Source organism: Streptomyces sp. NPDC088387, assembly GCF_044753385.1.
Classification (GTDB): Bacteria; Actinomycetota; Actinomycetes; order Streptomycetales; family Streptomycetaceae; genus Streptomyces.
The window spans coordinates 409,658-422,142 of the sequence record NZ_JBIVNC010000005.1; the positions used below are offsets into that span (position 1 = coordinate 409,658).

Annotated in this window: 11 protein-coding genes and 1 riboswitch; of the genes, 2 read left to right on the plus strand and 9 right to left on the minus strand. The window is 72.5% G+C overall.

The window, feature by feature from the left end; translation table 11 throughout:
* Nucleotides 1–6 precede the first annotated feature (6 nt).
* The 4 genes from ACIQAC_RS16510 to ACIQAC_RS16525 all read right to left on the minus strand — a co-directional run bounded on the left by ACIQAC_RS16510 (nt 7) and on the right by ACIQAC_RS16525 (nt 6,877).
* On the minus strand, nt 7–1,521 hold the full coding sequence (locus ACIQAC_RS16510; RefSeq protein WP_402191448.1) for a hypothetical protein: 1,515 nt from the start codon (nt 1,519–1,521) through the stop codon (nt 7–9).
* A gap of 202 nt (nt 1,522–1,723) precedes the next feature.
* The gene (locus tag ACIQAC_RS16515) at nt 1,724–4,264 is read right to left on the minus strand and encodes a polynucleotide kinase-phosphatase (protein ID WP_402191450.1); all 2,541 of its coding nucleotides are present in this window, start codon (nt 4,262–4,264) and stop codon (nt 1,724–1,726) included.
* Nucleotides 4,261–5,793: a 3' terminal RNA ribose 2'-O-methyltransferase Hen1 gene (locus ACIQAC_RS16520; protein WP_402191452.1), complete on the minus strand. Its 1,533-nt coding sequence runs from the start codon at nt 5,791–5,793 to the stop codon at nt 4,261–4,263. The genes ACIQAC_RS16515 and ACIQAC_RS16520 overlap by 4 nt, the downstream gene beginning before the upstream one ends.
* A gap of 160 nt (nt 5,794–5,953) precedes the next feature.
* A complete protein-coding gene (locus ACIQAC_RS16525; RefSeq protein ID WP_402191455.1) occupies nt 5,954–6,877 on the minus strand; it encodes an LLM class F420-dependent oxidoreductase in 924 nt (307 codons plus the stop codon).
* A gap of 280 nt (nt 6,878–7,157) precedes the next feature.
* Here ACIQAC_RS16525 and ACIQAC_RS16530 point away from each other — a divergent pair, with 280 nt between their 5' ends.
* Nucleotides 7,158–7,358, plus strand: coding sequence for a hypothetical protein (locus tag ACIQAC_RS16530; RefSeq protein WP_402191456.1), 201 nt, complete (start codon nt 7,158–7,160; stop codon nt 7,356–7,358).
* An 82-nt stretch (nt 7,359–7,440) separates the two neighbouring features.
* Here ACIQAC_RS16530 and ACIQAC_RS16535 read toward each other — a convergent pair whose 3' ends face one another.
* From ACIQAC_RS16535 to ACIQAC_RS16555, 5 genes are all read right to left on the minus strand, one after another.
* Nucleotides 7,441–7,911, minus strand: coding sequence for a DUF6099 family protein (locus tag ACIQAC_RS16535; RefSeq protein WP_402191458.1), 471 nt, complete (start codon nt 7,909–7,911; stop codon nt 7,441–7,443).
* 200 nt (nt 7,912–8,111) lie between these two features.
* Nucleotides 8,112–8,420 (minus strand): nucleotide pyrophosphohydrolase, encoded by a 309-nt coding sequence (locus ACIQAC_RS16540; RefSeq protein WP_402191767.1) that lies wholly within the window; start codon nt 8,418–8,420, stop codon nt 8,112–8,114.
* A 29-nt stretch (nt 8,421–8,449) separates the two neighbouring features.
* Complete coding sequence (locus ACIQAC_RS16545) at nt 8,450–9,658, minus strand: ATP-binding protein (protein ID WP_402191460.1); 1,209 nt, start codon at nt 9,656–9,658, stop codon at nt 8,450–8,452.
* Nucleotides 9,659–9,786: 128 nt separating this feature from the next.
* Nucleotides 9,787–10,176: a cell division protein SepF gene (locus tag ACIQAC_RS16550; protein WP_402191462.1), complete on the minus strand. Its 390-nt coding sequence runs from the start codon at nt 10,174–10,176 to the stop codon at nt 9,787–9,789.
* 256 nt (nt 10,177–10,432) lie between these two features.
* Nucleotides 10,433–11,077 (minus strand): TetR family transcriptional regulator, encoded by a 645-nt coding sequence (locus ACIQAC_RS16555; RefSeq protein WP_402191464.1) that lies wholly within the window; start codon nt 11,075–11,077, stop codon nt 10,433–10,435.
* 207 nt (nt 11,078–11,284) lie between these two features.
* Here ACIQAC_RS16555 and ACIQAC_RS16560 point away from each other — a divergent pair, with 207 nt between their 5' ends.
* Nucleotides 11,285–12,049: a DUF4142 domain-containing protein gene (locus tag ACIQAC_RS16560; protein WP_402191467.1), complete on the plus strand. Its 765-nt coding sequence runs from the start codon at nt 11,285–11,287 to the stop codon at nt 12,047–12,049.
* A gap of 223 nt (nt 12,050–12,272) precedes the next feature.
* Nucleotides 12,273–12,480, plus strand: a riboswitch (cobalamin riboswitch).
* Nucleotides 12,481–12,485 lie beyond the last annotated feature (5 nt).

Consider the following 12,485-nt stretch of genomic DNA (forward strand, 5'->3'; position numbering starts at 1 on the left):
TGCCTCCTAGCTGGCGAGGTCGTTGTGGTCGAGCGGGTCGGCGTCGAAGGCGGGGTCGAGCGGGTCGAGGTCGAAGGGTTGCAGGTCGACCAGCCGGGTCGGATCGTCCCAGAAGAAGCCGATGTGCCGGCCGAGGTCGTGCGACTCGCGCCGCTCGGCCTCGTAGCGCCAGCGGCGGATGGCCCTCGGCAGGTGCTCGGGCATCACCACGGACGCGAACACGGCGGTGACCGTCTCGCGGCGAGCCGCCTCGAAGACACCTCTGCGGTCCCAGATGGCGAGCCCTATCCCTTCCGCGATGGCCGTCTTCAGCGCCTCTCGCGCGAAGCCGCCGGTCGGCGAGTCCAGTACCACCGCCGTATGTCTGGCTTCCCCCGCGAGGGCCATCTGCCACGCGTCGGGACGGTCCGCGTCCGGTTCGCTCCAGCCGTGCACGAGGACACCGTGTTCGCGCAGCGCCCGCCAGCGCTCCCGCCACTGGGCGCGGACCAGCACGTCGTCGGTGCGCATCCGCTCCAGACTGCGTACGTGCACCCCGAACCGCGGTCCGATGGGCAGTGGACGCCCGTCGCCGAGAGCGAGCCTCAGCCTCGCCACATCGTGGTGCAGGAGGTCGTACGGAAGGACGAACTCGATGTACAGCGGCGGTGTCCGGCCCGATTCCGGTTCGCGGCGCTCGGCCCAGAGCCGGCCGCTGCGCCGGAACACGTCCTCGACGGCCGCGCCGAGTCCGTCGAGGGTGGTGACGACCGGGTCGGCGGGGAGCGGGTCCCAGTGGCCGGGCACGGCGTTGAGCCAGGTGCGGACGACGATCTCGCCGGAGCCGTCCCCGGCGGGCTCGACGGCGACGACCAGACAGTGCGGGATGTCGGGGTCGGAGACGGACGCGGTCCGTTCGCCGCGGCGCCGCCGGACCGCCTCGTTGAGGTCGGGGTGGTCCGCCGCCCAGGTGTCCACCCAGCGGGTCAGCTCGCCGCGGTGGCGCGGTGCGAGGGCGTGCCGGGCGGCGAGGTCGACGAGGAGTACGGCGGGCGGCAGGCCGTCCGGCTGGACGTTCCACTGGACGACGTGGGCGAAGAGCCGCTCGGGGGTCAGTCCCGGCGGCAGGTAGAGGCCGTTGAGTTCCCTGGCGAGGTCGTCGCGGAGCGCGCCGGCGGACATGGCGGGGCCCGCGTCCGCCAGTAACGCGCGGGCGGTGCTCTCGTCGCGGGCGGAGAGCGGGCCGGGCGGGACCACGGCCGCGGCGGGCGGGGCGGGCGACGGCAGCAGCCGTTCGAGCTTGTCGGCGGCGGCCGCGCCCTCGAAGAGTTCGACCACCCTCACGAGTACGTGTTCGCCGCCCGCCACGCTCAGGGCGGCCCGGACCAGCACCACGACGTCCTGACGGAGCTTCACACCCCGCACGTCCACGGGCTGGGCCAGCTGCTCCCCGAGCACCAGGGCGAACTGGGTCCGCTCGTGGGGCTCCTCCATGCAGCTCAACTCGCACAGTGCTTCGGTGAGTTGAAACGTCAGCCTCAAGGCGCGGCCGGAATCCTCCGGTTCGCCGAGCTCCACGCCTGTCCCCACCGACCTTCCCCCTGAGTCGGTACACCTGTCTGACCGGCCAGCGAAGTTAGCACGGCAACCAGCGGTTAACCAGGGGCCAATGGGGCCGGAACCCCGGTCTCCGGCCAAGATCGCCCTTTGGGGAAACGACTTGGCCGGATACCGTCGTCGAACCTCACAACCGGGGGTCCACCGGCTCCGACTCCAGGGCCAGCACCCCGAACACCGCCTCGTGCACCCGCCACAGCGGCTCGCCCTCCGCCAGCCGGTCGAGCGCCTCCAGACCGAGCGCGTACTCGCGCAGGGCGAGGGAGCGCTTGTGGTTCAGGAAGCGGCGGCGCAGCCGGTCGAGGTTGTCGGGGCGGGTGTACTCGGGGCCGTAGATCAGCCGCAGGTACTCCACTCCCCGGACCTTGACGCCCGGCTGCACCAGGCGGCCCTGCGGTCCACGGACCAGTGCGCCCAGCGGCTTGACGACCATGCCCTCGCCACCGCGGCCGGTCATCTCCAGCCACCAGTCGACACCGGCCGCCACGGAGTCCGCGTCGGCGGTGTCCACGTAGAGCCTGCGGGTGGTCTGGAGCAGGCCGGAGGTGTCGTGCTCCACCAGCCGGTCCAGCAGGGCCAGCTGCTCGTCGTGGGGCAGCGCCGTGAGGCTCCGGCCCTGGGCCGCGAGGATCTGGAACGGCGCGAGGCGTACGCCGTCCAGGCCGTCCGTGGCCCAGCAGTAGCGCCGGTAGACCTCGGTGAACGCGGCGGCGTCCGCGGCCCGGCCGCGCTGCCGGGACAGCAGGCCGGTCACGTCCACCCCGCGGGCCGCCGCGCTCTCCAGCGCGGCCACGGCACCCGGGAACACCGCCCCGGCCGCGGCGCCGACCGCCGCGTACTGCGTGCGCAGCAGCCCGGACGCCTTGAGCGACCACGGCATCAGCTCGGCGTCCAGCAGCAGCCAGTCCGTGGCCAGTTCGTCCCACAGCCCGGCCTCGTCGACCGCCGAGCGCAGCCGGGCGAGGATCTCCTCCGTCGTCGACGCGTCGCCGAAGAAGGGGCGGCCGGTGCGGGTGTAGAGGGAGCCGGTCGGTCCGTCCACACCGAAGCGGGCCGCGGCCGTCCCGGCGTCCCGGCACACCAGGGCCACCGCGCGCGAACCCATGTGCTTCTCCTCGCACACGACCCGCGGCACACCGTCGGCCAGGTACTGCGCGAACGCCTCCGCGGGGTGCTCCAGGAAGCCCTCCACGGCACTGGTCGCCGTCGGCGCCATGGTCGGCGGCAGGTAGGGCAGCAGACGCGGGTCGATCGCGAACCGGCTCATGACCTCCAGGGCCGCCGCCGCGTTCTCCTCGCGGACCGCGACCCGCCCGGCGTGCCGGGTCTCGACCGCCCTGCGGCCCTGCACGTCCGTGAGGGCCAGCGGCCGGCCGTCCTGGCCGCCGGGCGCCTCCGACTTCAGCGGCTTCGTCGGCTCGTACCAGACCCGCTCGGCGGCCACGTCGACGAGTTCGCGCTCCGGCCAGCGCAGCGCGGTGAGCTTGCCGCCGAAGACGGCGCCCGTGTCGAGGCAGATGGTGTTGTTGAGCCAGGTGGCGTCCGGGACGGGCGTGTGGCCGTAGACCACGGCGGCCCGGCCGCGGTAGTCCTCCGCCCACGGGTAGCGCACCGGCAGCCCGAACTCGTCGGTCTCGCCGGTGGTGTCGCCGTACAGGGCGTGCGAGCGGACCCGGCCCGAGGTGCGGCCGTGGTACTTCTCGGGCAGCCCGGCGTGGCAGACGACCAGCCGGCCGCCGTCGAGGACGTAGTGGCTGACGAGCCCGTCGATGAACTCCCTGACCTCCTTGTGGAACTCCTCGTCCTCGCCGGCCATCTGCTCGATCGTCTCGGCGAGCCCGTGGGTGTGCTGGACGTTGCGGCCCTTGAGGTAACGCCCGTACTTGTTCTCGTGGTTGCCGGGCACGCACAGCGCGTTGCCCGACTTCACCATGGCCATGACGCGGCGCAGCACCCCCGGGCTGTCCGGGCCGCGGTCGACGAGGTCGCCGACGAAGACCGCGGTACGGCCGTCGGGGTGGACGCCGTCGGCGTAGCCCAGCGCGCCGAGCAGGGACTCCAGTTCGGACGCGCAGCCGTGGACGTCGCCGATGATGTCGAAGGGGCCGGTGAGGTGGGTGAGGTCGTTGAAGCGCTTCTCGGTGACGACGGTGGCGTTCTCGACGTCCTCGACCCCGCGCAGGACGTGCACCTTGCGGAAGCCCTCGCGCTCCAGGCCCCGTACGGAACGCCTCAGTTCGCGGATGTGGCGCTGGATGACCCGGCGCGGCATGCCGGCCCGGTCGGCGCGGCCCGCGTTGCGCTCGGCGCACACCGTCTCCGGCACGTCGAGCACGATGGCGATGGGCAGCACGTCGTACTTCCTGGCCAGCTCGATCAGCTGGCGCCGGGCGTCGGACTGCACGCTGGTCGCGTCCACGACCGTACGGCGGCCGGCGGCCAGGCGCTTGCCCGCGATGTAGTGCAGGACGTCGAAGGCGTCCTTGGTGGCGCCCTGGTCGTTCTCGTCGTCGGAGACCAGGCCCCGGCAGAAGTCCGAGGAGATCACCTCGGTGGGCCTGAAGTGCTTGCGGGCGAAGGTGGACTTGCCGGAGCCGGAGGCACCGACGAGCACCACGAGGGAGAGGTCGGTGACGGGCAGGGTGCGTCCCTGGATCTCGGTGGTCATGCGGCCTTCTCCTCCTTCTCGGCGGCGGTCCTCACGGGGACGGTCATCTCGGGGGCGGTCTTCTCGGGGGCGGTCTTCGCAGGGGTGCTGGTGGCGGTGGTGAACACGGCCATCTGGGTCGGCGGGCCCACCTCGGGGTCGTCGGGTCCCACGGGCCGGAACCCGACCTCGTAGCCGTGCCGTTCGGCGACGGCGTCCGCCCACCGGCGGAACTCCTCGCGGGTCCACTCGAAGCGGTGGTCGCCGTGCCGGACGTGTCCGGCCGGGAGGGACTCCCAGCGGACGTTGTACTCGACGTTCGGGGTGGTCACGAGGACCGTGCGGGGGCGGGCGGCGCCGAACACCGCGTACTCCAGGGCGGGCAGCCGCTCCAGGTCCAGGTGCTCGATCACCTCGCTGAGCACGGCCGCGTCATAACCCTTGAGCCGGTTGTCGGTGTACGCGAGCGAGCCCTGGAAGAGCTGGACGCGGGACGCCTGGCGCTCGCCCATACGGTCCAGCTTGAGCCGGCGCGAGGCGATGGTGAGCGCCCGTACCGACACGTCGACGCCGACGATCTCGGTGAACCGGACGTCCTTGAGCAGCGCCTGCACCAACTGGCCCTGGCCGCAGCCCAGATCGAGGACGCGCGCGGCGCCGGCCTGCTGGAGCGCGGCCACGATCGCGTCGCGCCGCTGCACGGCGAGCGGCGTCGGCCGCTGCACCTCCTCGGTCTCGTCCTCGACGGCGTTGTCGAGCTCCTCCACCGCGCTGTCGTCGATCTCGGCGAGCCGCACCAGCTCAAGGCGTTCCATCGCCTCGCGCGTCAGCGACCAGCGGCGCGAGAGATAGCGGCCGGCGATCAGCTTCTGCTCCGGGTGCTCGTGCAGCCAGCCCTCACCGGCCCGCAGCAGCTTGTCGACCTCGTCGGCGGAGACCCAGTAGTGCTTGGCGCCGTCGAGCACAGGCAGCAGGACATAGAGGTGGCGCAGCGCGGCGGCGAGCGTCAGCTGCTCCGACTCCAGCACCAGCCGCACGTACCGCGAGTCGCCCCACTCGGGGAACCGGGCGTCCAGTGCCACGGGTTCGACGTCCACCGCCCACCCGAGCGGCTCGAACAGGGCGCGTACGAGGCCGGGTCCGCCGCGTGCGGGCAGCGCGGGCACCTCGATGCGCAGCGGCAGCGGCTCGGCGGCCCGCTCGGGCCGGGCGTTGCACACCCCGCGCATCGCGCTGGAGAAGACGGCGCTCAGCGCCACGGCGAGCAGCGAGGAGGCCGCGTACGGGCGGTCGTTGACGTACTGGGCGAGCGCCGCGTCCGGGGCGCCGCCGCGGCCCTTGCCCTTGCCCCGCCGGACCAGTGCCACCGCGTCGACCTCCAGCAGCAGCGCCGCCGTGCAGCGCTCGACGCCGGCCTCGGGATAGAGGACGTGCGCGGTGCCGTAGGAGGTGGAGAACGTCTGCGCCTTGTCGGGATGCTTGTGCAGCAGGAAGCCGAGGTCGGTGGCGGGACGTCCGGGTACGCCGGTGGTACTGATCGTCAGGAACATGGGAGGCCTCTCCGGCCGGTGGTCGGGTTGGGTTGGGTGCCGTACGCGCGAAAGCCCCCAGGAAGGTGATCCTGAGGGCGGGGCAGGACGACGGTCCTACTTTCGCATGCGGGGGTGGACCGGCGCCTTCGGATATCGCACGGTCCGGGCGCCCGTCCGGTCAGGGCAGTTGTGCCTGCACCTGGGACGAGATCAACTCCAGGTGGTCCAGGTCGTGCAGGTCCAGGATCTGGAAGTAGAAGCGGCTCGCGCCGGCCTCGGCGTAGCGGCCGATCTTGTCGACGACCTCGGCCGGGGAGCCCGCCAGGCCGTTGGTCTTCAGCTCGTCGACCGCGCGGCCGATCACCGCGGCGCGGCGGGCGACCTCCTGGTCGTCCTTGCCGACGCAGGCCACGAGGGCGTTGGAGTAGACGAGGTCGTCGCCCTTGCGGCCGGCCGCCTCGGCGGCGGCGCGCACCCGGCCGAACTGGCGCTCGCTGTCCTCGACGGACGCGAACGGCATGTTGAACTCGTCGGCGTACTGGGCGGCGAGCCGCGGGGTGCGGGTCGGGCCGTGGCCGCCGATCAGGACCGGGATCTTCTCCTGGACGGGCTTGGGCAGCGCCGGCGAGTCCTTGAGTTCGTAGTGGGCGCCCCGGAAGTCGAAGGTGCGGCCGGTCTCCGTCGCCCACAGGCCGGTGACGATCGCCAGCTGCTCCTCCAGGCGGGCGAACTTCTCCTTCGGGAAGGGGATGCCGTAGGCCTGGTGTTCCTCCTCGAACCAGCCCGCGCCCAGGCCGAGTTCGACCCGGCCGCCGGACATCTGGTCCACCTGCGCGACCTGGATGGCGAGCACACCCGGCAGCCGGAAGGTGCCCGCGGTCATCAGGGTGCCGAGCCGGATCCGGCTGGTCTCGCGGGCGAGACCGGCCAGGGTGATCCAGGCGTCGGTCGGGCCGGGCAGCCCGTCCACGGAGCCCATCTTGAGGTAGTGGTCGGAGCGGAAGAAGGCGTCGAAGCCGAGGTCTTCGGTGGCCTTCGCCACGGTGAGCAGAGTGTCGTAGGTGGCCCCCTGCTGGGGCTCGGTGAAGATGCGAAGATCCATGACGCCATCCTGCCCCTTGTGGCGGCGGACGCCCGCACCTGCCCCTCTCTCCGCAGGCCGCGCGGCGGCCGTCCGCCTCCAGCCCGGTCGTCCTCGGTCGTCCTCGGTCGGGTGAAATTCGTCAACCCCGTCGCCGGTGGGCGCCCGCCCCAGTGACCGGCCCTCCCGGTGATCGTTGGCTCGGGCGGAGCCGGACCGCCCGGCGCCCGCACCGGCCGTTCGGCTCCGGGGCGTCACCCGCATCGGCCCCCTCCGGGGGCCACGGGCCGAGGAGGCCGTCATGTCCGAAGAAACCGTGCCGCAGCAAGGCGGGCCGGGCCGGCCGAAGGGGCTGCTCCAGCAGATGGAGGAACTCATGGCCGCGCTCAGCGCCGACCTCAACGCCCTGGACGCGGACCTCCAGGCGGCGGGCGGCGGCGACGGACACGGCACGGAGACGCCCGAGGGCGACGGGAAGGGGCTCAGCGCGTCCGGCGTGTGAGCACCCGCCGGACGCCACGCGAACGCACCCTCCGCATCGCCCGACGCCGCTCGAAGGCTCCCATCACCGACGGCGTCCCGCCCTAGCCCGCCTCCCGCTCGGGTACGACCGACTCCCGGTCCGCCAGCCTGCGCAGCATCTCCCGCACCCGGTCGCGGGACTCGTCGGCCGCGTCGATGGCCTCCATGCACTGCCAGTACGTCCCCTCGTCGGCCGCGGAACAGGCCACGCCGACGAGGGCGATACCCACCTCGCCGAGGAGTCCGCCGAGGTACATCAGCGCCTGCCGGGCGTCGCCCAGCTCCGTGAGCTGGGCGGCGCGGAGCTGATCGAGGCCGAGCCGCGGCTCGTCCAGCACCCCGCAGCCCCGGCCCGCCAGCTCGGTCAGACCGAGCGCCTCGCCGCGCAGCTCGGGCGGGCCGTAGACCGCGAGCCTGCTGCCGATCGCCTGTGCCAGGGACTGTGCCTGCCACACCTCCGTCATGATCTCGGGTATGTCGCCGCTTGCCGCCAGTGCGCGCCGGCTCGTCACGATGAGCCGCAGAGCGTCCATGGGCCACCCCGTTTGTTTCGACGCGCCTGGTCCGCGCGCCCGCCCGAACTCCGTTCTCCACTACCCAGAGTGAATGGGTGTGAGACGAAAAGCCAGAGGAAGACGGAAATCTGCGGACAACAATTCGGATTCAGGCCGTAGTTGAACTACGGAGAGTGATAACGGACGAGCCGATTCCCCGAGTTGTCCCGATTCCGGGTTCAGGGTGCCGGGAACCGCGACTCGTTGCGGTCGATCTTGGCGTCGAGCGCGGCCAGCGGGTCGACGCCGAGCACCTCGCACAACTGGAGCAGATACGCGAGCACGTCGGCGACCTCGTCGTTGACGCGGTGGGCGGTGTCCGCGTCCTCCATGACCCGCGCCGACTCCTCGGGCGTCAGCCACTGGAAGATCTCGACCAGTTCGGACGCCTCCACGCTCAGCGCCGTCACCAGGTTCTTCGGGGTGTGGTACTGCTGCCAGTTCCGCGCGGCCGCGAACTCGGCCAGCCTGCGCTGAAGCGCGGCCATGTCGGGTCGGCGTTCTTCACGTTCTCCAGTCACGGATCAAGGTGTACCACCGTGACGCCGTCCGTCCCGCCGGCCCAGGACGCGTCGCTCACCGCGCCGACACAGCGGATGTGCCCGCGCCGGCCCATCTCGACGGCGAGCCGCAGCAGTTCGGTGCGCTGGCGCGGGTCGAGACAGTGGTCGAGGCCGTCGGCGAGCACGGTCAGCGACTGGAGCGCGGCGGGCACCTCGCCGGCCGGGTCGACCTCCAGGACGCCGGGGCCGGTGAGCAGGACCAGGGCGAGGGCGACATAGCGCAGTTCGCCGTCGCCGAGCCGGGCGAAGTCGGTCCGCGGACCCGCGCCGCGGTCGAGGAGGGCGCGGACGGTGGCCGGTCCGTGCGGTTCGGCGAGCACGTCGGCGACCTCGCCCGCGCATCCGGCGCGCACGGCCTCGACGAGTCGGGCGTGCCGTCTGCCGCACTCGGAACGGGTGCGCCAGAGCACGTCGGCCAGGTTGTCGCAGCCGCCGAGCAGGCGTCCGGAGCCGGTCGGGACCGGGTCGCGCATCCGGTGCGGGCGGGGGTCCACGGGGAAGACGGACCGCAGGGCCACCACCATCTGCTCCGCGGCGGCGAGGACATGGCGCTGTCCGTCGGTCTTGCCGGCCACCCGCAGCGGCAACAACGGGGTGCCGAGCCGGTCGTCGGGCAGGGGTGCGCGGGTGACGGCCGCCGAGCCCCCCGTGTGCCAGGCGGCCTGGACGGTACGGCGGCTCGGATCGCGCAGCGCGGTCTCCAGGAGCACCAGCCCGCCGACGGTGAGCCGTTCGCCGACGATCCGCAGACCGGGCTCGGCCTGTACGGCGACGTCGAGCCGGACCGGTCCCTCGGGGCCGTCGGCCGTGCAGCCGATCCGGAAACCCCGGCGGCGCTGGGCGTCGGGCCGGGCCCGTTCGGGGACGCAGGCGGCCGGGTCGGCGAAGGTGTCGCCGAGCGCCGCGCCCCCGGCGAGCCGGGCGAGTGCCTCGTACGCCCGTAGCGCGGTGGTCTTCCCGCAGCCGCTGGGCCCGGCGAACAACGTGACCGCGCCGAGCGGGAATCCGGCCCCGCGGTGGCCGGCGAACGCGGCGAGCCGCAGCTCGGTGAGACGGGGGCGGGCGCCCGCGGGTTCGCCCTCCTGCCCCGGTGGGGTGGGTGTCGCGGCCGCGGGGCCCTCGGCAGGGTGCGGGGACGGGGAGGTTCCGGGGGACACGGCCATACCGGGAACGTAGGACCGGCCCGCCGAGGCGAACCGTTCCGGCTGGGGCACCTTCCTACGAACGGGCGACCACACGCCCCCAGAACACGGCCGGCTCGGACGGGCCTCCGGGCCCCCGGGCCTCCGGGTCAGACCCCCGGCACCCCGACGCCCGCCATCAGCCCCTGCACCTCGGTCCCCGGGGGCGTGAGCAGAAAGACGTTGCGGTCGACACGGTGCATTCCGCTGGCGAGGCCGAAGACCACACCGGTGCTGAAGTCCAGTACCCGCTTGGCGACATCGGTCTCGGCGCCGGTCAGGTCGAGCAGGACCGGAATACCCGCCATCAGCGTCTCGGCGACCTCGCGGGCGTCGGCGAACACATTGATCCTGAGCACGACGAACCGGCGGCGGGCCTCGGTCTCGGCGTCCGGCAGGGCACGGTGACCGACCGCGGACGGCCAGGCGTCACGTCCTCGCAGCGGTACGACCTGGGCGAGCCCCTCCCACTGTTCATCGGTGACATCGCGCCTGTTCACCGGCTCCCCCCGATCTGCCTCGTCCTCGTCCCCTGCACCAGCCAATTCTTACGGCAAGTCACCCGTTCGGCCCAACAGCGACACGGTGTGCGACCGGACTCGTGTCAGAAGACCTCTTCCGTCCCGTCCGTCGGCGGCCGCCCCACAGGGCCGTACCCGTTCCTCCGGACCTCCACTCCCGCGCTCGCGGCCCGTAAGGCTCGTACAACTCGTAAGGCTCGTACGGCTCGTATGGCTCTCGTACGGCTCGTACGGCTCAGGCGTTGTCCTCGGCCGGGGCCGGCGGCCGGACCTCCGCCACCACCGCGCGGGCCCGGGGTTCGGGCACACCGGCCGCGATCAGTTCGGCGAGGGCGACCGCGCTGCCGTCGTCCTCCGCCAGTTCCCCGGTGTTGACGCACTCCAGCAGGGCGATGGTGAGGCCCTCCAGCGCGGCGCTCATGGCACCCGGCGAGAGGTGGGTGTGGAAGACGCCCTCGCGCTGGCCGCGCTCCAGGACCCCGGCGACCGCGGACCTGGCCGGCGCCAGGATCTCGGCGACCCGCTCGGTGCCCAGGTCGCGGCGGGCCAGGCCCAGGAGCATCCGGTAGCGGTCACCCACCGGCCACAGGGCGAACGTGAACATCGCGAGCGCCCGCTCGGGCTGTTCGTCCTGGAGGCGCTGCGCGTGGAGCGCGCCCTGCATCGCCTCCTGCGCCTCCTCCGCCAGCGCCTCAAGGAGGGCCGCGCGCCCCGGGAAGTGACCGAAGAGGGTGCGCCGGACCACTCCGGAGGCGCGCGCCAGCTCCTCCAGCGTGATGTCGGGATCGCGGCCGAGCTCCCGGCGGGCCGTGGCCAGGATGCGCGCCCTGTTCGACCGGGCGTTGCGTCGTTGCGGCTCACGGGCCACGGGCTTGGTCACGGGCACAACCTCAGCGGATCGGATACGGGCACACCACGTGCCGGACGAACGGCACGTACTCCCAGTTAACCGCAGGTCACCGCGCCCGCCTCGCGGGGGTGTGACGCACCGCACAGGCCGGGCGGGGAAAATCACGGATTCCACTGACGCTTCGGCACCCCGCGCCCGTATCTACTGTCGTACGAATCGTTCCCGTCAGGAGGTCGCATGCCCATCTCACGCACCAAGGTGGGAAGCCTTTTCGTCTTCGGTGCCATGGGTCTGACCCTCACCGCACTCGCCTATCCGGCCATGCTGGGTGTCGAGAACACGTCCAGTGACCAGAACCGGATCATCGCCAACACCCAGTGGGGGCCGCTCACCGAGGCGGACCGTGACTTCGTGGTGAAGGTCCGGGCCGCCGGGCTCTGGGAGTACCCGCTGGGTGAGATCACCATGGAGAAGGGCACCACGCCCGAGATGAAGGAGGCCGGCGCGCATCTGATCGTCGGTCACGCCGGACTCGACAAGCTGTGCCGTGAGATCGCCCCGCAGCTGAACATCACGCTGCCGAACCAGGCGAGCCCGCAGCAGCAGCAGTTCGTACAGACGGCGGCGGCGGAGAACGGCAAGACGTTCGACTCGACCGCGACCCAGATCATGCGGGTGACGCACGGTCAGATCTTCCCGGTGGTCGCCAAGATACGCGGTACGACCCGGAACTCGCTGGTCCGTCAGCTGGCCGACCTCGCCAACGACACCGTGCTCGACCACATCACGATCCTGGAGAAGACCGGGATGGTGAACCACGAGCAGGTGAACTTCCAGCAGACCGCGCCGCCCAACCTGCCCAAGGACCAGCTGACCCCGCCGCCCCCGCAGCCGGGCACCCCGGTCCTGGTGCTCGAACCGCGCCCGGACCTCAACGTGCGCACGGCCAACCCGGCACCGAGCCCGACCCCTTCGGCACCGCCGAGCGGCCAGGTGGGCTGACCCCCTCCCCCAGCTGACCCCCGTCCCAGCTGACGCCCGTCCCAGCTGACGCCCTCCCCGGCTGATCCCCTCCCCGACCGGGTCCCGCGCCTGCGGGGCCCGGTCGGGCGTGTTCCGGTTGCCCCGTGGGCCCGGCGGGCGATGCCGAAACCCTGACGTCATCGCGGGCGTGCGCCCTCGATGCGCCCCCGATGCCCCGCTTGTCACCACCCCGATCCGCGCACTACTGTCGCCACGCCTTGGTGAACGGGAAATCCGGTGTGATGCCGGTGCGGCCCTCGCCACTGTGATCGGGAAGTCCGGCTCCAGCCCTCAGGGGCAGCCACTGGGAACAGCCTCCGTCTCACCACGACGGGGTCCGGCCCGGGAAGGCGGAGCACGGGCGGTGGTACCCGTCAGCCAGGAGACCGGCCAAGGTGCGTCGTCCATCCACGAG